The organism is Luteibacter sp. P4_D7_3 (assembly GCF_056401735.1).
The window spans coordinates 42900-64063 of sequence record NZ_JBFUIT010000003.1 but is presented as its reverse complement, the minus strand read 5'-3'; the positions used below and the strand labels follow the sequence as shown (position 1 = coordinate 64063).

18 protein-coding genes and 1 riboswitch are annotated in these 21164 nt (G+C 65.5%); of the genes, 11 read left to right on the top strand and 7 right to left on the bottom strand.

Going from position 1 to position 21164, the window contains the following annotated elements:
* Nucleotides 1-1875 (bottom strand): ligand-binding sensor domain-containing protein (locus AC1DSN_RS00935; protein ID WP_477329265.1); only part of this gene is annotated, 1875 nt, incomplete at its 3' end.
* Nucleotides 1876-1991: 116 nt separating this feature from the next.
* Between AC1DSN_RS00935 and AC1DSN_RS00930 the strand changes: the two genes are divergently transcribed.
* The 5 genes from AC1DSN_RS00930 (at nucleotide 1992) to AC1DSN_RS00910 (ending at nucleotide 6595) form a co-directional block, all read left to right on the top strand.
* Entirely contained in the window at nucleotides 1992-3383 is a 1392-nt protein-coding gene (locus tag AC1DSN_RS00930; protein WP_477329263.1) for a GTPase domain-containing protein, read from the top strand.
* 102 nt (nucleotides 3384-3485) lie between these two features.
* Nucleotides 3486-4112, top strand: a complete 627-nt coding sequence (locus tag AC1DSN_RS00925) for a YceI family protein (protein ID WP_063573511.1) — start codon at nucleotides 3486-3488, stop codon at nucleotides 4110-4112.
* Complete coding sequence (locus tag AC1DSN_RS00920; protein WP_063573510.1) at nucleotides 4096-4680, top strand: cytochrome b; 585 nt, start codon at nucleotides 4096-4098, stop codon at nucleotides 4678-4680. The genes AC1DSN_RS00925 and AC1DSN_RS00920 overlap by 17 nt, the downstream gene beginning before the upstream one ends.
* Nucleotides 4677-5240, top strand: a complete 564-nt coding sequence (locus AC1DSN_RS00915) for a YceI family protein (RefSeq protein ID WP_477294752.1) — start codon at nucleotides 4677-4679, stop codon at nucleotides 5238-5240. Before AC1DSN_RS00920 ends, AC1DSN_RS00915 begins: the two co-directional genes overlap by 4 nt.
* An 8-nt stretch (nucleotides 5241-5248) precedes the next feature.
* The gene (locus AC1DSN_RS00910; protein WP_477329261.1) at nucleotides 5249-6595 is read left to right on the top strand and encodes a DUF697 domain-containing protein; all 1347 of its coding nucleotides are present in this window, start codon (nucleotides 5249-5251) and stop codon (nucleotides 6593-6595) included.
* 91 nt (nucleotides 6596-6686) lie between these two features.
* Here AC1DSN_RS00910 and AC1DSN_RS00905 read toward each other — a convergent pair whose 3' ends face one another.
* On the bottom strand, nucleotides 6687-6914 hold the full coding sequence (locus AC1DSN_RS00905; RefSeq protein ID WP_477294756.1) for a glutaredoxin family protein: 228 nt from the start codon (nucleotides 6912-6914) through the stop codon (nucleotides 6687-6689).
* A 74-nt stretch (nucleotides 6915-6988) separates the two neighbouring features.
* Between AC1DSN_RS00905 and AC1DSN_RS00900 the strand changes: the two genes are divergently transcribed.
* A complete protein-coding gene (locus AC1DSN_RS00900; RefSeq protein WP_477294758.1) occupies nucleotides 6989-8371 on the top strand; it encodes an L-serine ammonia-lyase in 1383 nt (460 codons plus the stop codon).
* Nucleotides 8372-8378: 7 nt separating this feature from the next.
* On the opposite strand, the gene AC1DSN_RS00895 is transcribed toward AC1DSN_RS00900, so the two are convergent.
* On the bottom strand, nucleotides 8379-8759 hold the full coding sequence (locus AC1DSN_RS00895) for a hypothetical protein (RefSeq protein ID WP_063573531.1): 381 nt from the start codon (nucleotides 8757-8759) through the stop codon (nucleotides 8379-8381).
* Nucleotides 8760-8918: 159 nt separating this feature from the next.
* Here AC1DSN_RS00895 and AC1DSN_RS00890 point away from each other — a divergent pair, with 159 nt between their 5' ends.
* Both AC1DSN_RS00890 and AC1DSN_RS00885 read left to right on the top strand, forming a co-directional pair.
* Nucleotides 8919-10589 (top strand): APC family permease, encoded by a 1671-nt coding sequence (locus AC1DSN_RS00890; RefSeq protein WP_477329259.1) that lies wholly within the window; start codon nucleotides 8919-8921, stop codon nucleotides 10587-10589.
* Between the two features lie 193 nt (nucleotides 10590-10782).
* Nucleotides 10783-11535 (top strand): DUF3800 domain-containing protein, encoded by a 753-nt coding sequence (locus AC1DSN_RS00885; protein WP_213948662.1) that lies wholly within the window; start codon nucleotides 10783-10785, stop codon nucleotides 11533-11535.
* 187 nt (nucleotides 11536-11722) lie between these two features.
* Here AC1DSN_RS00885 and AC1DSN_RS00880 read toward each other — a convergent pair whose 3' ends face one another.
* Genes AC1DSN_RS00880 through metX form a run of 3 tightly spaced genes read right to left on the bottom strand, consistent with a single transcriptional unit; the run spans nucleotide 11723 to nucleotide 15021 of the window.
* A complete protein-coding gene (locus AC1DSN_RS00880; RefSeq protein ID WP_477294305.1) occupies nucleotides 11723-12790 on the bottom strand; it encodes a homoserine dehydrogenase family protein in 1068 nt (355 codons plus the stop codon).
* Nucleotides 12787-13980 carry a cystathionine gamma-synthase gene (gene metB / locus AC1DSN_RS00875; protein ID WP_477329257.1) on the bottom strand — a complete coding sequence of 398 codons (1194 nt, stop codon included), beginning with the start codon at nucleotides 13978-13980 and terminating at the stop codon, nucleotides 12787-12789. The genes AC1DSN_RS00880 and metB overlap by 4 nt, the downstream gene beginning before the upstream one ends.
* A 3-nt stretch (nucleotides 13981-13983) precedes the next feature.
* On the bottom strand, nucleotides 13984-15021 hold the full coding sequence (gene metX, locus AC1DSN_RS00870) for a homoserine O-succinyltransferase MetX (protein WP_477294301.1): 1038 nt from the start codon (nucleotides 15019-15021) through the stop codon (nucleotides 13984-13986).
* A 94-nt stretch (nucleotides 15022-15115) separates the two neighbouring features.
* A riboswitch (SAM riboswitch) is annotated at nucleotides 15116-15229 on the bottom strand.
* A gap of 239 nt (nucleotides 15230-15468) precedes the next feature.
* Here metX and AC1DSN_RS00865 point away from each other — a divergent pair.
* Both AC1DSN_RS00865 and AC1DSN_RS00860 read left to right on the top strand, forming a co-directional pair.
* Nucleotides 15469-16485 carry a cysteine synthase A gene (locus AC1DSN_RS00865; protein ID WP_477329255.1) on the top strand — a complete coding sequence of 339 codons (1017 nt, stop codon included), beginning with the start codon at nucleotides 15469-15471 and terminating at the stop codon, nucleotides 16483-16485.
* A 216-nt stretch (nucleotides 16486-16701) separates the two neighbouring features.
* Complete coding sequence (locus AC1DSN_RS00860; protein ID WP_477329253.1) at nucleotides 16702-18303, top strand: peptide chain release factor 3; 1602 nt, start codon at nucleotides 16702-16704, stop codon at nucleotides 18301-18303.
* Nucleotides 18304-18407: 104 nt separating this feature from the next.
* On the opposite strand, the gene AC1DSN_RS00855 is transcribed toward AC1DSN_RS00860, so the two are convergent.
* Entirely contained in the window at nucleotides 18408-20069 is a 1662-nt protein-coding gene (locus AC1DSN_RS00855; protein ID WP_477329251.1) for an FAD-dependent oxidoreductase, read from the bottom strand.
* A 133-nt stretch (nucleotides 20070-20202) separates the two neighbouring features.
* Between AC1DSN_RS00855 and AC1DSN_RS00850 the strand changes: the two genes are divergently transcribed.
* Entirely contained in the window at nucleotides 20203-21108 is a 906-nt protein-coding gene (locus AC1DSN_RS00850) for a lysostaphin resistance A-like protein (RefSeq protein WP_477294296.1), read from the top strand.
* Nucleotides 21109-21164 lie beyond the last annotated feature (56 nt).

Sequence of the window (21164 nt, the reverse complement as noted above, 5' to 3'; positions counted from 1 at the left end):
GCCCAACGTCGCGCCATACATGGTGCCGTCCGCCAGCAACACGGTCGTCGCGTTGGTGAACTCCCCATTGGCAAGGCCATCGGCCAGCCCGAAAGGACGAAAGCTTCCCGGCACGGGATCGAATCGCCAGACGCCCGTCTGTCCATAGAGCCACAGACGCCCCATCAGGTCCTTGCGCACGTTGAGGATGTCTGCCGACGGGAAGCCCTGCGCACCACCGAGGCTTCGTTCCAGACGTGCTCGACTACCGTCCCAGACGTAATGCTCCAGCGCGGCGGGACGAACGATCCAGAAGCCGTCGCCATCGGGCTCGAAGGCACTGACACGCCCCGGCGCCACACCCTCGACGTAGCGCATCTGCCCGACCGCGCGATCCAGACGAGCCAGCCCTGCGGCACTGGCCTGCCAGAGATCCCCGTCGACCATCTCGATCTGCCTCGTATCGGCGCCGCCTCGGCGCGCCTCGGCGAATGGCACCGCGGCGGCAGCGGCAAGAGCCGGATCCAGTGCAAACAGGCCCTGACCGACCGCCGCGACGTACACCGTGCCGTCCGCCGCGGCGGCCATCGACGTCACGGCATGGTCGATCGTGCCGCGAAACAGAGGCCGTACGACGCCGGCGGACGCGACCGACAACCCGTCCACGCCACCCGCCAGAAGGCGTCCATCCGCCAGTTCGAGCAGGCTCTGCACCCGCGCGGCATCCAGGTCGAAACCGCCCGAGGCCCGCCCTGTCGACGGATCGAAACGACGGATCCAGCCGCGGAATCCACCGACCCATAGCTCCCGATCGCCATGGGCCGCGACCGCCGTCACGGCGCGGCCAGGAAAACTCCAGGGGTCCGTCGCGACGTGCGCGAATCGCGTGAAGTCCTCCCAACCGGGGCCCAGATAGGCCACCCCGCCGTCGCTGAGCGCAAACCACAGGCCGTGTTCTCGGTCCTCGATCATGTCGCTCACGGTGCGACCGGGAAGCCCGCCCGGTGCGGTCCATGAGTCGGCGATGACGTGCCGCCGTCCGAGGCGGTCGATCATGGACAGGCCGTCGAGGGTGGCGATCCAGACAGTGTCATGGCTGTCGACCAGCGCGCCGCGCACGTGCTGCGACGCCACGCGCGTATCGCGCGAGATGCGCCCGTCTCCGGTGAGGCGATAGAGTCCGGCGTCGCTCGCGAACGTCAACTCACTGCCCCTGCCGGCGATGCGAGTGACCCGCGGCGCGGCACCATCGGCGAACGGCACGGGCCGCGGTAGCCCATCGCGGTCGATGACGTCCACGCCGGACTCCCCGGCCACCCAGACGCGGCCATCGTCCGATGCGTACAACGCCCGAATCGTCGTCGACGACCTGTCCGGGCCCATCGCCAGGTGCTCGAAGCCGCTGCCATCGGGCCGCATGCGGTCGAGGCCCTTCGACGTAGCCACCCAGATCGATCCGTCTTTGGACTGCGTCACGGCGCGCACGTCGTCGTCCGACAGACCGTCCCGCCATTGCACAAAGCCACCGGTGACGGGGTCGTAACGCGCCAGACCGACGTCGGGACCACCGATCCAGATGCGATCGTCGCGATCCACGTAGAGCGCCGACAGCGCACTGACCGGCATCGGATGGTTTCGTTCGGCACCGATGCCGGGGGCGATGAACTCAACGCCATCGAAGCGTGCAAGCCCCAGCGCGGTCGCTACCCAGATAAAGCCGCGGGCGTCCTGCGCCACGGCCTTCACCTTGCTACTGGGCAGGCCTTCGTGCAGCCCGAAGCCGCGAAACTGAGGAGTGGGAACCGGTGGCATGGCCGTATCGGCCATGACGGGGGTGACGACGGCCAGAAAGACCGCGGCCACGAGAATCCATCTCGCGAAGAGCGTGTGGTGCATACGCTTTATTCCTTGTTCGATCCCGATGATGCCATAGCTTCGTCGAGGCAGAACAGGCGCAATGGACTGATTATCCGTAGGCATTCGCCGGGGCACTTGCCTCTAGAATGCCGGGCATGTCACGCCGACTTCGTACCCTGATCGCGGCCATCGGCATCGCCGCCTTCGCCTGGCTGCTCTTCGCCGCGCTGGAGCGCGCGCTATCGCTGGCGCAGCGTTTCATGAGCCTGCCCGAGGGCCTACGCTGGGTGATCGGGGGCCTCCTTGCCCTGATGGTCGTCCTTGGCGCGGCCGCGGCCGTGTGGCTACTGCGTCCGCGCAAACCGCGTGCCCCGATCATTGCGCCCGATCGTGCATCGCTGGAGTCGCGCATCGCCGCCCTCCGCGAATCGGACGCCAACGTTGAGGAACTTCGTAGCGAACTCGACGAACTCGACCGTCGTCGGCTGTCCTCCTCGATCTACCTCGCCGTTTTCGGCGAGATCTCCACCGGCAAGTCGACGCTGATCGCCGCACTGGTGCCGGGGTCGACGCCGGCCAGCGACGTGCGCGGCGGAACCACCCGGGAGGTCACCCATTACGAAGGCGACGCACCGACGGGCGAGCACTGGACGGTGGCGGATGTGCCAGGCTCAGCCGAGGCCGAGGGTAACGATCGCGAACGCATCGCGCGCGAAGAGGCCCTGCGTGCGCACGCCGTACTTTACGTCTGCGCTGGCGACCTCACCCGCACCCAGGCGGCGGAACTCCGCTGGCTGGGTGATTTCGGCAAGCCCTTGCTGCTTGTCGTCAACAAGGTGGATCAATGGACCAGCGGAGAACGCGAACAGTTGATCGCGCGCCTGCGCGAACGAAGCGAAGGTATTCCTGACGCGATCCTCCCCGTCAGTGCACGCCATGGCGATCTCGGCTCGTTGCCAGACGCCCTTCGCCGTCTGCTCGCGCCGGGCGCGGCGGCGCTCGAAGGCCAGCGCGAAAATGCGGTACTCGCAGGTTTGCACGAGCGCACCAGCGAAACGGAAGCCCTGTGGCGCGCCGCGGAAGCCGAGCGCATCGTGCACCGCTACGCGCGGCGTGCCGTCGTCGGCGCGATGGCTGCCGTGGCGCCGGGCACGGACCTGGTCATCCGGGGCGCCCTGGCGGCCGGCCTCGTCCGCGCCTTGGCCGGGTTGTACGGCGTTCGGGTCACCGAGGTTGAAATCGAGGACCTGTTGCGCCRGGTCCGCCTCACCCTGCGAACGGGAACCACCGTGGTCCTCGCCGTGGCTGGCAACGCGATGAAAGCGTTTCCCGGCCTCGGCACGCTGGGCGGGGGCGTCTTGCACGCCTTTGCCTACGCCTTGATCTTCGACAGCCTTGGCCGGGCGCTTGCCGCGAGCCTCGCGGAACGCCAGGCGCTGGACCAGGCGGACGCCGGCGCCCGCTTGCACGACCTGCTTGCCGACGAAGGCACCTCCCGCTTGCGCCGCCTCGCTGAACTGACCGGCGAGGCGCTACGGGATCGCTGAGTGAACGATGCGTTCCCGGCGCATGGGCTGACAAGGCGTCCGCCGTCGGCCACACTGCTCGTCATTGGCCCCTAGCGGCCCCGTCGGAACAGGCCCTTACGCATGCGTCTTGCCGGTTTCCTCCTCCTCTTCGGCCTGGCTGTCGTGCCAGTCGCCGCACGCGCCGAAGCGCTCAGCTATCACATCGATCCGGTACACAGCCAGGTCGTGTTCAACGTCGAGCACAACGGCTTCTCGCGCTCGTTCGGACGTCTGCGCGTCACCGACGGCACGATCCTCTTCGATCGCGACGACTGGTCGAAGTCGTCCGTCGACGCCACGATCGACGCCACCTCGGTGGACATGGGCGACGCCGACTGGGACAAGGCCGTCCAGGGAAGCGACCTGCTGGACACCGCCCACGCACGCACGGCGCACTATGTCAGCGATACCGTCGAAAAGAAGAACGACGACGAAGGCGTCGTCCACGGCAAGCTGACGCTTCGCGGCGTGACGCTGCCACTCGACATCCCGTTCCGGGTCAATCGCATCGGCAAGACCATCTATGGCCTGCATACGGTGGCCGGCTTTTCCGCGCAGATATCGATCGATCGCACGGCGTACGGCATGACATCCAATCGCAACTCGATCGGCACTAACGTATCCGTGTGGCTCGAAATCGAAGCGATTCGCGGCGGCGAGCGCACTTCATCCAACGACAAGGAAAAAACCGATGCCCCTGCGCAGTGACCACACCCGCTGGAGCACGGCCGCCAAGACCTTTCACTGGGTGATGGCGCTGCTGATCCTGGGCAATGGCGCATTCGCCCTCTGGATGGACGGCCTCAAGCCGTCGTTGCAGAAGATCAACATGTTCGCCCTGCACAAGTCGATCGGCCTTACCGTACTCGCCCTGTTCCTGCTGCGCGTGCTCTGGCGCGCCATCGACCGTCGGCCGGCCGACGTGCCCGCACCGCATTGGCAGCACCTCGCCGCGAAGACGGTGCACGGTTTCCTCTACCTGCTGATCGCGGCGATCCCGTTGTCGGGCTGGGCGTTCAACTCCGCCCACGGCTTCCCGCTGCAGTATTTCAAGCAGTTCAATCTTCCGGCACTGGTGGAAAAGAACCCGGGGCTGTCCGATACGCTGGGGACAGTCCACGTCTACCTGTTCTGGTTTCTGTTACTGGTGCTCGTCGCCCATGTCGGCGGCGCGCTCAAGCATCACTTCATCGACCGCGACGACACGCTCCGCCGCATGCTGCCGTTCGGCCGTGCGAAGCGGGCGCCCCCTACCTCTTCCGGAGACACGCCATGACCCTGACCACCCGCCGCCTGTCCGCACTTGCCTTCGCGCTCGCTCTTTCCCTCGCCGCTTCCGCGGCCGATTACAACGTGGGCCCGGGCAGCACGCTCGGTTTCAGCGGCAAGTTCCAGGGCCAGCAATTCGACGGCACGTTCGGCAAGTTCACCGCCTCCACGATCAGCTACGACGCCGCTAACCTGGCTGCCTCGAAGTTCGATGTCACGGTGGATATGTCCACGGCAAAGACCGGTGACGGCGATCGCGACAATGCACTGCCGGGTTCCGATTTCTTCGACACGAAGAAGTTCGCCACCGCGCACTACGTCACCACGGGCTTCAGCAAGAACGCGAAGGGCGACGTTATCGCCAACGGTAACCTCACGCTGCACGGCGTGACCAAGCCGGTCGCTCTCAAGGTCGCCTTCTCGCCGAATGCCGGCGGCGCGCGCCTCTCCGTCACGGGCACGCTGAAGCGTCTCGATTTCGGCGTCGGCAGTGGCGAGTACAAGGACACCTCGACCATCGCCGACGAAGTCCTCGTCAACGGTTCGCTTAACCTGCTGCCGAAGTAATCCGGACCGTGGCGGGCTTCCGCGAACGCTTTCGCGGTCTCGCCGGCCGCCTCCGCCGCCGCCGCGTGCCCAGCGCAACGGCAGCGGAGGCGCGAGGCAGTTCCGTGGCGGCGAGCCTGCGCGGATTGCTCGACGATCCTTCCGTCCCGGCCAACGTGCGCGAGGCCATGGCCGCGGACTTCCGACGTGTCCAGACCATGCTCGAACGCCTGGAACGCGAAGAACTGCACGTGGCCGTGTTCGGCCGGGTCTCTGCCGGCAAGTCCGCGCTGGGCAACGCCCTGCTCGGTCGCGACGCCTTTGCGGTCGGCGTGCTCCACGGCACGACCACCGAGGCGGATGCGGCACGCCTGGACGAGGCGAGTGCCGCGGGCCTCGTGCTCATCGACACGCCCGGTATCAACGAACTCGGCGGCGAAGCGCGAGAGAAACTCGCTTTCGAAGTCGCCGAGGTCAGCGACCTGATCGTCTTCGTTGCCGACGGCGACCTCACGCGCGAGGAGCGAGACGCGCTGCGCACCCTGGCGTCGACGCGGCGTCCCCTGCTGCTCGTACTGAACAAGACCGACCGTTATTCCGATGAAGAACGCGAGGGTCTGCTCGAACAGCTACGCCAGCACGGTGCCGGACTGGTCCGACGCGAAGACGTGATCGCCGTTGCGGCACGACCCAGCCCGCGCGATGTCATCGAAACGGATGTGCAAGGTCATGAACGGCAAACCGTCGTAGCCGCCGCTACCGATGTCATGGCACTGAAGTCACGCCTGCTTGCCATTGCCGAGCGAGAAGGCAAAACCTTGTCGGCCATCAATGCGGGTTTGTTCGCCGGACGCCTGACCGATCAGGTGACCGAGCGTGTTGCCGCCACGCGACGCGATGTCGCCTCCGGCGTCATCCGGCAGTACTGCATCGCCAAGTCCGTGGCGGTGGCGCTCAATCCCGTTCCGGTCGCCGACCTGCTTCTGGCGGGTGGGCTGGATGCGGCAATGGTCGTGCAGTTGGGCCGGGTCTATGGTTTGCCGCTCACGCGTACCGAATCGGGACGTCTCGTCGCCGTCATCACCACGCAGCTTGCCGCGCTGATGGGCGCCGTGTGGGGCGTGCAACTGGTAGCGTCCGCCCTTAAGGGACTCAGCGGCGGCCTGTCCGTCGTCGTCACTGCCGCTGCCCAGGGTGCCTTGGGCTGGTATGCGACGGTACTGATAGGACGCGCCGCTGAGCATTACCTCATCACGGGCAAGTCCTGGGGCGAACACGGCGCCAAACGGGCGGTCGCCGACATCGTGGCCAGCCTCGACCGCGACTCCATCCTGCGCGAAGCACGCGAGGAAATCCTCCGCCACCTGCGCAAATAGGTAAATGTAGGAGCCGATTCATCGGCGAAAAGCCAACAAAGCGGTGACGCCGCCCCCCCTCCATTCGCCGATAACTCGGCTCCCACATGTCTCATGTGCCGATAAATCGGCTCACCGCCTCGGCGTCGAACGGCCAGTCCAGCTCGACGCCATCCCCTCGTTGCAGCACCGGCACCCGCGCCCCATAGCGCGCCTCCAGAGCCTCGTCCTCATCGATCCACACCGGGACGAACTCCGGAAAACGCGCCTGCGCCAGCACCTCCAACGCGAGGTCGCAAAGGTGACAGTCGTCTCGCTGGAAGAGGGTGAAGTCGGACATGCGCAGGTGTATGGGGTCAGTGGCAGGCAGGCGTAGAATAGCCGGCTACTCCCCGTAGCCAACTCCCCTAAGCCATGGCAGTCAGCGTTTTCGACCTCTTCAAGATCGGTATCGGTCCGTCCTCCTCCCATACCGTGGGGCCGATGCGCGCCGCCGCACGCTTTGCCGAACACTGGCTTGCCGAGAAGGGCGTGCTCGAGCGCGTAGCGCGCGTGCGCTGCGAGCTGTTCGGCTCGCTGGCGATGACCGGCCGTGGCCACGGCACCGACAAGGCCGTTCTGCTCGGCTTCGAAGGCGAGTGGCCGGACAAGGTCAACCCCGACGAGATCCCGGCCACGCTGGAGCGCATTCGCTCCAGTAAGCGCATTCGCATCCTGGGCCGTCACGAGATCGACTTCGACGAAAAGACCGACCTGGTCTTCAACAAGCGCCAGAAGCTCCCCTTCCACACCAACGGCATGCGCTTCTCGGCCTACGACGCCGACGGCAACGAACTGGCCACGCGCGACTATTACTCGGTCGGCGGCGGTTTCGTGGTCAATCCGGACGAAGCTGCCGAAGACCGCATCGTGGCGGACACCAGCGAGCAGCCCTTCCCCTTCAGCAGTGGCGACCAGATGCTCGCCCTGTGCGAGGAAAACGGCCTGACCATTGCCCAGCTGATGATGCGCAACGAGAGCATCTGGCGCCCCGAAGCGGAAACCCGCGCTGGCCTGCTGGTCATCTGGAAGGCGATGCAGGACTGCGTTTCGCGCGGTCTGCGCTCGCCGGGCACCCTGCCAGGCGGGCTGAAGGTCCAGCGCCGCGCACCGTCGATGGTCGCCGAACTGCGTTCGCAGCCGGAAGCCGCGCTGCGCGACCCGCTCACCATTCTCGACTGGGTGAATCTGTACGCGCTGGCGGTGAACGAAGAGAACGCCGCCGGCGGCAGCGTGGTTACCGCGCCGACCAATGGCGCAGCGGGCATCGTCCCCGCCGTTTTGCACTATTACCGGCACTTCTGCCCGAACGCCTCGGAAGACGGCGTGATTGAGTTTCTCCTCACGGCCGGGGCCATTGGCATCCTCTACAAGGAGAACGCCTCGATCTCCGGCGCCGAGGTGGGTTGCCAGGGCGAGGTGGGCGTGGCCTGCTCGATGGCCGCTGGCGGTCTTACCGCCGCCCTGGGTGGCAGTGTGCGCCAGGTCGAGAATGCCGCCGAGATCGGCATGGAGCACAACCTGGGCCTCACCTGCGACCCCATCGGTGGCCTGGTGCAGATTCCCTGCATCGAGCGCAATGCCATGGGCGCGGTCAAGGCGATCAACGCCAGCCGCATGTCGCTCAAGAGCGACGGCAAGCATCACGTATCGCTGGACAAGGTCATCGCCACCATGCGCGACACCGGCCGCGACATGAAGGACAAGTACAAGGAAACCTCCCGCGGGGGCTTAGCCGTCAACGTTATCGAGTGCTGAGGCCGCCCTACCGGGTCGGGCACATCCGGGGTAGCCGGTCGACGGTCTCGACACGGACCGGCTCGTCCTGTCCCCACCAGTTGGCGACCGCCGTGTAGCAGATGCGCAGCTTGCCGCGACGGGTGTCGAAGCGCTGCTTACTGGTATAGGCGAAGCACGATACCGAGGCCAGGTGCCCCAGTTCGCGCATCGTAATGGCGCACCGCCGCACGGATTCGACAGGGTCCTCGCCAGGGTAGAGAGTGAAGTAAAAACCCTTGGCGGTACGGTCGTAGGACTCTGAATCGATCAGCCGGCCTTTGTCGTTCCATTGCTCATCGGCTGCGGCAACGCCGCATACCGAAATGGCAATGAACAACACGCCGCTGGCGACCACCTTCGAACGCATCCGAACCCCTTCATCCCTACCGCGTCGGCCAGTGTATATCGACGAGAGCCCGGTTTGGCGAGGGCATCCGCTGGCTGACATGCGGAGCCGGGGCTGTCATCATCCCGCCCTTGTGCCGCCATGGGCCGGGTTCCCCCGTCCCGTCCGACCGGAGTCATCATGTCCCACCACGCTATCCGCCGCGATGTCGGCGCTTTCGCCCTGATGCTTACCGGCCTGGGCTCGATCATCGGCTCAGGCTGGCTCTTCGGCGCCTGGCACGCTGCCCAGCTTGCAGGCCCCGGCGCGGTTTACGCCTGGATCATCGGCGCCGTCATCATCCTGTTCATCGCCCTCACCTATGCGGAACTGGGCGCGATGTTCCCCGAGTCCGGCGGCATGGTGCGCTACGGCCACTACTCGCATGGCTCGCTGGTCGGCTTCATCGCTGGCTGGGCCAACTGGATCGCCATCGTCTCGGTCATCCCGGTCGAGGCCGAAGCCTCCGTCCAGTACATGGCCTCCTGGCCGTGGGAATGGGCACAGTGGACCAAGGGCCTGTACGTGGTGACCAACGGCCACGGCGAGCTGACCCCGCCCGGCCTGGCCATTGCCGCGGTGCTGGTCCTGGTCTATTTCTTCCTGAACTTCTGGAGCGTGAAGCTGTTCGCCAAGAGCAACACGGCGATCACCATCTTCAAGCTCGTCGTGCCGGCAGCCACGGGCATCGCGCTCATCTGCACCAGCTACAACCCGGGCAACTTCCACATTGGCGCCAATGGCGGCACGCACGCCATCGACATCTCGTCGATCCTTACGGCCGTCGCCATCTCCGGCATCGTCTTCAGCTTCAACGGCTTCCAGAGTCCGGTAAACCTGGCCGGTGAAGCGCGCAACCCAGGGCGTAACGTACCGTTCGCCGTGATCGGCTCGATCCTGCTGGCCACCGTGGTCTACGTGCTGCTGCAGATTGCCTTCATCGGCGCCGTGCCGCCCGACCAGCTCGGCAAGGGCTGGGCCGGTCTCGAGTACGCTTCGCCGTTCGCCCAGCTGGCCACCGCGCTGATGATCAACTGGATGGCGATCCTGCTCTATGCGGACGCCTTCGTGAGCCCCAGCGGCACCGGCGCCACGTACACGGCCACCACCGCACGCATGATCTACGCCATGGAGCGTAACGGCCAGCTGCCGAAGATCTTCGGCCACATCCATCCGCGCTTCGGCATTCCGCGTCCAGCCATGTGGCTGAACCTGGTGGTGAGCTTCCTCTTCCTGTTCTTCTTCCGCGGCTGGGGCACGCTGGCAGCGGTGATCTCGGTGGCGACGATCATCTCCTACCTCACCGGCCCGGTCAGCGTCATGACCCTGCGCCGCACGGCGCCGGAAATGAAGCGACCGCTGCGCATCCCCGGGCTGCCCTTGCTCGCCGCCCTCGCCTTTATCTTCGCCACCGAGTTGCTGTACTGGGCGAAGTGGCCGCTCACGGGCGAGATCATCCTGCTGGTGGTCGTCGCCTTGCCGCTGTACTTCTATTACACCGCCAAGAGTGGCTGGGAAGACTTCAGGCGCCACATGGCCGGTGCGTGGTGGCTGATCGCCTACCTGCCGACCATTGCGCTGGTTTCCTATGCGGGCAGCACCACGTTCGGCGGCCACAACTACATCCCGTACGGCTACGACCTCGCCGTCGTCGCCGTGATCGGCGTCGTCTTCTACTTCTGGGGTATCTCCGCCGGTTGGCGTACGCCGATGGTCGAAGCCGCCCGCTTCAACCACGATGAGATGCACGGCGATGACCCGGTGATTCCGCCGAGTGCGGATGAGGCGGCCAGGGCTAGCGGCCAGCGTTGAGCAAAATGAAACCGCCCTTCGGGGCGGTTTTTTTGTGTCCTCGCCCAGGACTGAGCTGCTCAAGGGATACCTGACAGAAAGCACCGATCGAACGCGACTCCCAACGCACAGATACCTTCTTTCGACAGTGACGGACCATCGTCACGCTGCACGGCTCTTACCGCAGCGACAAGGAAGGCATCACGTGTACCTCATGTACGTCGATGAGAGCGGCGACCCCGGCATCACCAACTCGCCTACGCGTTACTTCACGCTTTCCGGGCTGGTTATCAACGAAACGCGCTGGCAGTCCGCGATGGGACGAGTTGCAGACTTCAGACAGCGCATGCGCTCCGCCTTTGGTCTCCAGGTGCGCGAGGAGATTCATTCGGCGAGGTTCATCACTAGCCCCGGGCCATTGGTCAGGATTCCAAGGCATGATCGCCTGGCCATCCTCCGCCACTTCGCAGACGAACTGGCGAGAATGTCCGAGCTGTCGGTCATCAACGTGGTTGTCGACAAACAAGACAAGCCGACGACCTACGATGTTTTCGAACACGCATGGCGAGCGCTTGTGCAGCGGTTTGAGAACACCCTCATACACAACAATTTTCCCAACGCCATGACGAAGGGCGAGTGCGGGATGGTTTTTGCCGACGGACAGCCCTCGGCAAAGCTGATCGCGATGTACACAAGGATGCGCGACTACAATCCTGTCCCCAATCAGACGGGGGGTGGCTACAGGAACATCGTGATGAGAAAAATCATCGAAGACCCGTGCTTTCGGGACTCCGCTCACTCGCTCTTGATTCAGGCGGCAGATCTCGTTGCTTTTCTGCTGTACCAGCAGGAGCAGCCGAACCAGTACATGCGAAAATCGGGCGGCGCTGGATATTTTTCACGCCTGACACCGATCTTGTGCCGACGTGCCAGCCCCCGAGATCCGCAGGGCATCGTGCGGCTATAAAAAAGGGGCGCTTGAGAGCGCCCCGGAGAGATCCTAGTAGGTGGACCGGCCACCGGTCAGATCTCGCAATGAAATCTACTCTTGCATGGGGTGTCTTGCAAGGTCATCGCGAGCTTCGGCGGCAAAGCTGACGTAAACGCGCGGTCTCGACTGACACGCACTCCGCATACATGGAAGGTCCGAATCACTACAAGGCGAGCACATCTCCCAGCAACGCCTGCGCCGTGATCTCTGGACCGGCGCCCGGCCCCTGAATAACCAGCGGCGTGGCGTGGTAGCGCGTGGTGGTGAGCGCGAACTGATTGTCCGTGCCTGACAGGCGCGATGCGGGATGCTCGGGACCGACTTCGAACAAACCGACGCGGGCACGACCGCGTTGATTCAGGCGTGCGAGATAGCGCAGCACCTTGCCATTCGCCTTGGCAACCGCCTGGCGCTGACGTAGCGGCTCGTCCAGCTCTTCGAGGCGATCGAGGAACGTTTTCGTGTCGAGCGTGCGAAGCGCTTCGGGTACGAGGCTTTCGATTTCCACTTCCTCGCTACCCAACGAGAAGCCTGCGTTGCGCGCGATGATCAGAAGCTTGCGCGCCACGTCTTCGCCCGAAAGATCGGAGCGCGGATCCGGCTCGGTGAAACCGAGGCGACGCGCATCCCGAAGCAAGGCGGAGAACGGACGACTACCGTCGTACTGGTTGAACAGCCACGAGAGCGAGCCAGAGAAGACACCTTCCAGCGTGAGCAGGCTGTCACCGCATTGGCGCAGGCGACGCAGGGTCGACAACACTGGCAGCCCAGCTCCGACCGTAGCGGCGTCGCCATACACGCTGCCATTCGCCGCGGCGGCCTGGAGGGCACGCCATCCCGACAACTGGCCGCCGGCGAGCGCCTTGTTCGCGGTGACGACGTGATATCCCGCCGCCAGCCACTCAGCGTGACGGCTGGCTTCGATGGTGCAGGCCGTGGCATCGATCACCACCTTGCGCGCTGCGCCGCTTTGGTCGAGCGCGGCAAGGAGCGGTGCATTCTCGCGCCCGTCCCTGCCCTTGCTCAGCCGCTCGGCCACTTCGGCGGGAACGACGCCGTCCGCCAGCACGTGCTGGCGACGCGAATTCGCCGCGCCGACCAATCGCAGGGAGCGTGCCGCCGGCGTGGCCAACAAGGTGAGCAAGGCTCTCCCGACGACACCGGTGCCAAGTAGCACGACGGCTGTTCGCGGAGGCACCGCGACGATAGGCGACGCGACCACCGCGCTCATGCGCCGACCTTGCGTTTCGAGGTGACCGAAGCGACCGCGGCGGCGCGGGCAAGCGCGGCATCGAGGTCGGTCAGCAGGTCGTCACCGTCTTCGATGCCGACCGACAAACGCAGGAGACTGTCCGAAATGCCCGCAACGACGCGAGCTTCGGGCGCCATGGACGCATGCGTCATGGTGGCCGGATGAGCGACGAGGCTTTCCACACCGCCCAGTGATTCTGYCAACGAGAAGTAACGCAGACCGTCGACGAAGGCTTCGATCGCATCGTTGCCGCCGGCAATCTCAAAGCTCAACATCGCGCCGAAACCCTTCTGCTGCCGCTGCGCCAAGGCATGACCCGGGTGCGAAGTCAGGCCTGGGTAATACACACGCGACACGGCATCGTGAGCGTCGAGGCGCGCGGCAATACGATGGGCGTTCTCTTCGTGTGCACGCAGGCGAACCGCGAGGGTACGGACGCCGCGCAGCGTCAGGAAGCTGTCGAACGGCGAGCCGGTTAGCCCGTTGCAATTGCCCCACCACTTCAGCTGTTCGGCGACCGCCTGGTCCGCCGCGATGACGGCGCCGCCAACCACGTCGCTATGACCGTTGATGTACTTCGTGGTCGAGTGCACGACGATGTCGGCACCGAGCTTGAGTGGTTGCTGTAAGGCAGGCGAGAGGAAGGTGTTGTCGACAACGACGAGTGCGCCCACCGCGTGCGCCGCCTGCGACACGTGGCGCACGTCGGTGATCCGCAGCAGCGGGTTCGACGGCGTCTCGATCCAGACCAGCGCCGGCTTCGAAGCGAGGCCGTCGGCGAGCGCGGTCGGGTCGGTGAAGTCGACGAAGCGGACGCTGAAGCGGCCCTTCTTCGCCCAGGCATCGAGCAGGCGCCACGTACCGCCATAGCAATCGTGCGCAGCAAGGACCAGCGCGCCGGCGGGAACCAGTTCGAGTGCGAGTGCCACGGCGGACATGCCGCTGCCGGTGACGACGGCGCCCGCACCTTCCTCGAGTTCGGTCAATGCTTCGCCGAGCAGGTCGCGCGTCGGGTTACCGCTGCGCGAATAGTCGTAAGCGCGCTTGCGGCCGAAGCCCTCGAAGGCGTAGTTGGTGGAAAGGTGCAAGGGCGGCACGACAGCGCCGTGCTGCGTATCGGATTCGATGCCGGCGCGCACGGCGCGGGTACAAAGACGGGAATCGGTCATGACTTAGTGGTCTCCGCGACAGTCGTTGAGTGCGTGACGCAGCACGGGAGCGAGCTGCACGGTTTCTTTCAGGAAGGCGTCGTGGCCGTAAGGCGATTCCACGACTTCGAGGGTGGCGGTGCCGGCAAGACGGCGCTGCAGTTCGCACAGGTCCGCCAATGGCACGAGACGATCGGAAGGAAAGCCGACCAGAGTCGTGGGTGCCGCGACGCGTTCCGGCGCGACATCGTGCAGATCGATCGACTCGGACAGCGCAAGGAAACGCTCCGCCTCGAAACGCTCGACGAAGCGGCGGCCGGCGTGCTCGAGGTAATCCTCCACCGGAAAGTGGAAGCGACCATCACGCAGTTCCGGCCCGGCGGCAAAACGGCGGGAGAACTCTTCGCTACCCCGATAGGTCGTCATGGCGAGCTGACGTGCGAGGGCGAGTGCTTCGTCGGTACGGCCGGACTCCACGCCGAGGCGGACGATGCTGCGCTGGATCGAACGCTGCGCCGTGGACAGCGGGTGCGGACGGTGGGCGCCGGCCAGAAGGATGAGCGACTTCAGCTTATCCGGATGGTTCGCCGCGAACGCGAGGCCGGTCATCGCACCGTAGGAGGAACCCACGAACGCGTGCACGCGACCGATGCCGAGCTCGTCCACGAGAACCGCAAGCGCGGCGGCCTGGTCTTCGCTCGACACCGATTCGGCGCCACCGAGATCGGCAGGTACCAGCCAGTCGATCGCCAGCACGCGGTAATGATCGAGGTCGACGGCGGCGCCGCGACCGACCAGTTCCTGCCACCAGCCGGTGGACCGCTCGCGACCGGTGCATACATCGCGGTCGGCCGAGATGCCGCCCTGCACGATGATCGTCGGTGCATGCGGCGCGCCGCACCAGAGGTAGTGGACGTCCACCTCGACAGCGTCGCTGCCGTACTTCGGCGTGAACGACACCCGGCGAGTACCACGCTGCTCGGTGAGATCGGCCGCACTGCGCGGCGCGGGGCAAACGACCGCTTCGGGGAGGGAGATCACGGTGAGGGGCTCTGCTGACATGTCCGGGTTCCTGCGTTCGGGATCGAGCCCCGCGGGGAACCGGCAGTCGGAGGTGCCTCTTTAGCGGATGCGCAAACGCCTGCCCGCCAAGGACATCCCATCTATCGGCTGACGTGAAGACACGCCCCGCAGGAGTTGGCACCGTCGCGGAAATCCGCAGGTTGCCCCGGCTTCAAAGGGCCTGTCCCTCAGCCGGTCTCGATGAGTGAAACCGAAGATACGCCCGGATCAGAACACTGTCAACAGCCGTTTAGACGTCCAGATGTCTAGAAGTCCTTGTGTCCGGATATGTGCATATCGGTGAATGCTTGCGGGAAAGCCCTTGTAGGAGCCGATTCATCGGCGAACAGGCATGTCTACGTAGCCAGGTCTGTTCGCCGATGAATCGGCTCCTACAGAGAGAGCGCCGGCGGCCACGAGGGTCCACGAAGGCGTTAGCATGGGCCCATGACCACCCATGCCAGCTTCGCCGCCGCCATCGGCAATACGCCCCTCCTTCGGCTCCGCCACGCCTCGGAGGCGRCCGGCTGCGAGATCCTCGCCAAAGCCGAGTTCCTGAACCCGGGCGGCTCCGTGAAGGACCGCACGGCGCTCGGCCTGCTGGACGATGCCGAGCGACAGGGCCTGCTGGTGCCGGGCGCCACACTGGTCGAGGGAACGGCCGGAAACACCGGTATCGGACTGGCCCTCCTGGGCGCGAGCCGCGGGTACCGCACCCTCGTCGTCATGCCCGACACTCAGAGCAGGGAGAAGATCGACGCGCTCCACGTCGCCGGCGCCCAGGTGCGCCTGGTGCCCGTGGTTCCGTTCACGGATCCCGGCCACTACGCCCGGACCGCCCGCCGACTGGCCGAGGAGATGAACGCCGCGACCCCTGGCAGCGCCTGGTTCGCCAACCAGTTCGACAACACCGCCAATCGCGACTGGCACGAGGCCCACACCGGCCGGGAGATCTGGGAGCAGACCGGCGGACGGATCGACGGCTTCGTCTGTGCGGCGGGCACCGGGGGCACCATCGCCGGTGTCGGCCGGGCCCTGAAGAGCCGCCGCCCCGATATCCGCATCGCCCTTGCCGACCCCGCCGGCTCGATCTTCGCCCGCTACGTCCAGACGGGCGAGCTGATGGGCGAAGGAACCTCGATCAGCGAAGGCATCGGCAACAGCCGTATCACCGCCAATTTCGAGGGCGCGCCGATCGACCTCGCCTGGTCGATCCCTGACGATGAGTCGGTCCCCCTGCTTCACGACCTGCTCCACCGCGAGGGCTACTGCGTGGGCGGCTCCAGCGGCGTGAACGTGGCCGGCGCCATCCGCCTGGCCCGCGAGCTCGGCCCGGGCCACACCATCGTCACGGTCCTCTGCGACGGCGGCATGCGTTACCAGGGCAAGCTGTTCAACCCGACGTTCCTGCGCAGCAAGGGCATCCCGGTGCCGGGTTGGCTGGATGTGGCCTTTCCGGGCTAACGAACGGCCTTTCCGAGGTGGCCGCAAATCCCTGTAGGAGCCGATTCATCGGCGATTGGGTGCTCGCCTCATCCTGGGTCCTCGCCTCATCCCGGCCCGCTGCCGCGGGATCCCCGATGCATCGGCTCCTACATAGAGCCTCGCCGCCGAGGCGGCTCGCGCAGGTCAATTCGCTGATAGAATAAGCGGTTAGCCTATCGATCCCGGCCTGAAAACATGTCCTCACACCTCACCGAAACCCGCCGTCGGCGCAGCTTCGCCATCGTCAGTCACCCTGACGCGGGAAAAACGACGCTCACCGAAAAGCTGCTGCTGTTCGGCGGCGCGATCCAGATGGCCGGCTCCGTGAAGAGCCGCAAGGCCGCGCGCCACGCCACCTCGGACTGGATGGCGCTGGAAAAGGAACGCGGCATCTCGGTGACCTCGTCGGTCATGCAGTTCCCGTACGACGACGCCATCGTGAACCTGCTCGACACCCCGGGCCACGCGGACTTCTCCGAAGATACCTATCGCGTGCTGACCGCGGTCGACTCGGCGCTGATGGTGATCGACTGCGCCAAGGGCGTCGAGGAGCGGACCATCAAGCTGATGGAAGTCTGCCGCCTGCGCGACACGCCGATCATGACCTTCATCAACAAGCTCGATCGCGAGGGCCGCTCGCCGATCGAACTGCTCGACGAAGTCGAATCGGTGCTCGGCATCGCCTGTGCGCCACTCACCTGGCCGATCGGCATGGGTTCGCGCCTGAAGGGCGTGTATCACGTGCTGCTCGACGAAGTGCATGTGTTCGAGCCGGGCAAGAACGCCACGCGACAGGAGTCGACCATCTTCAAGGGACTCGACCACCCGGGACTCGCCGAACGCATCGGTCAGTCCGCGCTGGACGAGCTACGCGAAGAACTCGAACTGGTGATCGGCGCCTCGAATCCGTTCGACATCGAAGCCTATCTTGCTGGCAAGCAGACACCGGTTTTCTYCGGTTCGGCCGTGAACAACTTCGGCGTGCAGCTGCTGCTCGACTTCTTCGTCGAACACGCGCCGTCGCCACGCCCGCGCGACACGCTCACGCGCGAAGTAAAGCCCGACGAAGAGAAGCTCACCGGCTTCGTCTTCAAGATCCAGGCCAACATGGATCCGGCGCACCGCGACCGCGTCGCCTTCATGCGCGTGTGCTCGGGCACGTACACCGCCGGCATGAAGATGCAGCAGACCCGCACCGGCAAGGAGGTCCGCATCGCCAACGCACTCACCTTCATGGCCTCCGACCGCGAAATCGTGGAGCGCGCCTACCCGGGTGATGTCATCGGCCTGCACAACCACGGAAGCATCACCATCGGTGACACGTTCACCGAAGGCGAAGCACTCTCGTTCACCGGCATCCCTAACTTCGCGCCGGAGCTTTTCCGTCGCGCGCGCCTGCGCGATCCGATGAAGATGAAGGCGCTGCAGAAGGGTCTCGCACAGCTCTCCGAAGAAGGGGCCACGCAGTTCTTCCGTCCGCTGATGTCGAACGACCTCATCCTCGGCGCGGTCGGCGTCCTCCAGTTCGATGTCGTCGCGTACCGCCTGAAAGACGAATACAACGTGGACTCCGCGTTCGAACAGGTCGGCGTCTCCACCGCGCGGTGGATTCATTGCGACGACCCCAAGAAGCTCGAGGAATTCCGGGAAAAGAATGCTGGCAACCTGGCCATCGACGGCGCGGGCGAACTGGTCTATCTCGCACCGACGCGCGTGAACCTGCAGCTCGCCCAGGAACGCTGGCCCACGGTGCGCTTCGCCGMCACGCGCGAACACGCCGCCTCGGTCGACGTGTAACAACGAAACTGTAGGAGCCGATTCGTCGGCGATCCCGCGATAGCGGGCAAGGGTAGCGCGAGCACCCAATCGCCGCTGAAGCCGCTCCTACAAAGAGCTGGCGGTTACAAGGGTGCGGGGTTGAGGAAGCGATGGATCGCTTGCACGACCACCGAACCTTCGCCCACGCCCGAAGCGACACGCTTCACGGAACCGGAGCGGACGTCGCCAACAGCGAAGACGCCGCGCAGCGTCGTCGCATACGGCGAAGGCGTGGCATAGCCGTCCGCATCGCGACCGGTGAGCACGAAGCCCTTCTTGTCGAGATCCAGGCARCCCTGCAACCAGGCGGTGTTCGGTTCGGCTCCGATCATCACGAACAGGGCACCGATCTTCTTGCGCTCCTGCGTGCCATCGACTTCGCACGCCCAGCCAACCTCGCGCAGATACGTGTCGCCGTCGAGGTGGTCGATCTGGCAGTGCGCGTGCAGGGTGATTCGTGGCGACTGCAGGATGCGCTGCACGAGATAGTCGGACATGGTCGCCGCCAGCCCGTTGCCTCGGACGAGGATATGAACGTGCGCGACGGTGCGTGCCAGGAACATGGCGGCCTGGCCCGCACTGTTCCCCCCACCGACCACGGCAACCTCCTCGCCCGCGCATAACTGCGCCTCCATGGCGGTCGCCGCATAGTGGATGCCCTGCCCTTCGAAACGCTCGTAGTCGACATGCTCGAGCTTCCGATAACGAGCGCCGGTGGCGATGACGATGGAACGGGCCGAGGCGACGCTGCCGTCGTCGAGGCTGAGCCGGTAGGGGTGCCGACCGCAGTCCACGCTTTCCACCGAGCGTGCAATGGCCATGTGCGCGCCGAACTTCATCGCCTGGACCTGCGCTCGGCCGGACAGTGYCTGGCCCGAGATGCCGGTAGGAAATCCAAGGTAGTTTTCGATCTTCGAACTGGTGCCCGCCTGCCCGCCCGGTGCGAGCGCCTCGATGACCAGGGTATCCAGGCCCTCCGAAGCCGCGTAGACCGCCGCGGCCAGCCCAGCCGGACCGGCGCCGACCACGACCACGTCATGCACGTGATCCTTGTCCAGCTCGATGCTGATGCCGAGGTCGTCCGCGAGCGCGCCATTGGTCGGACAGCGCAGCACGCGCCGGTCCGGCATGATCACCACTGGGCATTCACTGGGATCGAGTCCGAATCCGTCGAGCAGGTGCCTGGCGTCCTCGTCGATGTCCGTGTCGAGCAGTCGGTAGGGGTAACCGTTGCGGATGAGGAAGCTGCGCAGGCGCGCGGTGTCCGCGGCGTGGGCCGAGCCGGCCAGGATGACACCGCCCTGGCCACTCTGGATGAGCCCCACGCGACGCAGGATGAAGGCGCGCATGATGATTTCGCCGATATCCGGCTCACCGGAGACCAGCTTGCGGAAGGCGCCGGGATTCATGCGCACCAGGCGAGTCTCAGCCGCCGTCCGGCCATTGACCATGATCTTGCGTTCGCTGAAGAGATCCACCTCGCCCGTGAACTGGTTGGGACCATGCACCACGAAGACGTTCGGCGTGCCGTCCTCGGCCGTGTCGTAGACCTCGATGCTGCCCTCGATGACGAAGAAATAATCGACGCGGCGTTCGCCCCGGCGGAACAGCATGGTGCCGGCGGGCACGACCTCCTCGACGCCGTACTTCACCAGCCGTGCGGACATTTCCTCGTTGAGGTGAGGAAACGTCTGCTCACGCCGGTTCATCGGACTCGACGGATCGTTTTCGGACGGTATGGCCATCGTGCAATTCCAGTGGGTATCGGGCGCGACAGCCCGCGGCTGCCACGTTAGCGGACGTACCGCCGGCCTTCTTGTATCGGAGCACCATCATGCCTGCGTAGACTGCGGCCGCAAGCCCCACGTCGAGACATCCATGTTCGCCGCCGAGACCGCCGTCACACCATCGGGCCGCCTGGCCCACCTGCTCCGATCCCCGCCGGGCAGGCTCATCGTCTTCTTCACGTTGCTGAAGACGTTCCAATGGATCGGGCGCCCTGTGTGGAGTGCACTCGGGTTGCCGCCCGGCTTCGTCGCTTTTCGCGATACCACGCTGCTGATGGAGGCCCTGCGGCTGTGGCCGTTCATGCTGGCGTACGGGTTGCTGGCAAAGGTGGTGGAGCGACGCAGGCTCGACGAACTCGCGCCCGGCAAGGCGGTCCCCCACCTGCTCATGGGACTTCTCGGCGGTGCGCTCTGCTTCTCCCTGGTCGTCGCCGCGCTATGGGCCTTGGGCGCCTTCGTCGTCGTCGGCCTGAACCACGATGTCGACTGGGTCGGGCCCATCCTCGTCATGGGCGCAGGCGCGGGTATCGGCGAAGAGATCGTCAGTCGCGGCGTGCTCTTCCGCATCATCGAGGAAGGCCTAGGCACCTGGGCGGCTCTGCTGATTTCAGCCGCCGTGTTCGGCGGCCTGCACCTGTGGAACCCCAACGCGACCCCGTGGAGTGCCCTGGCCATCGCACTCGAGGCCGGCCTGCTTTTCGGTCTGCTCTACCACGTGACCCGGTCGCTCTGGGTCTGCATGGGCGCCCATGCCGCCTGGAACGTGGCCCAGGGGCCGTTCTACGGTATCCCTGTCTCGGGTTTCGAACAGCGCGGCCTGCTCGCCTCTCACATGCAGGGGCCCACCTGGCTCACGGGAGGCGCATTCGGCGCCGAAGCGTCCATCGTCGCCCTGTGCATCTGTTCGATCGTAACCTCCGTATGTCTTGCCGTGGCGGTCCGCCGCGGCAGCCTGGTGCCGCCGCCGTGGCGAAGGCCTGGCCCTCAACCCGGCTGAGCAAAGGCCGTTAAAGTGCAGAACGCCACGGAACGATGGCATTGTTACTTCCTGAA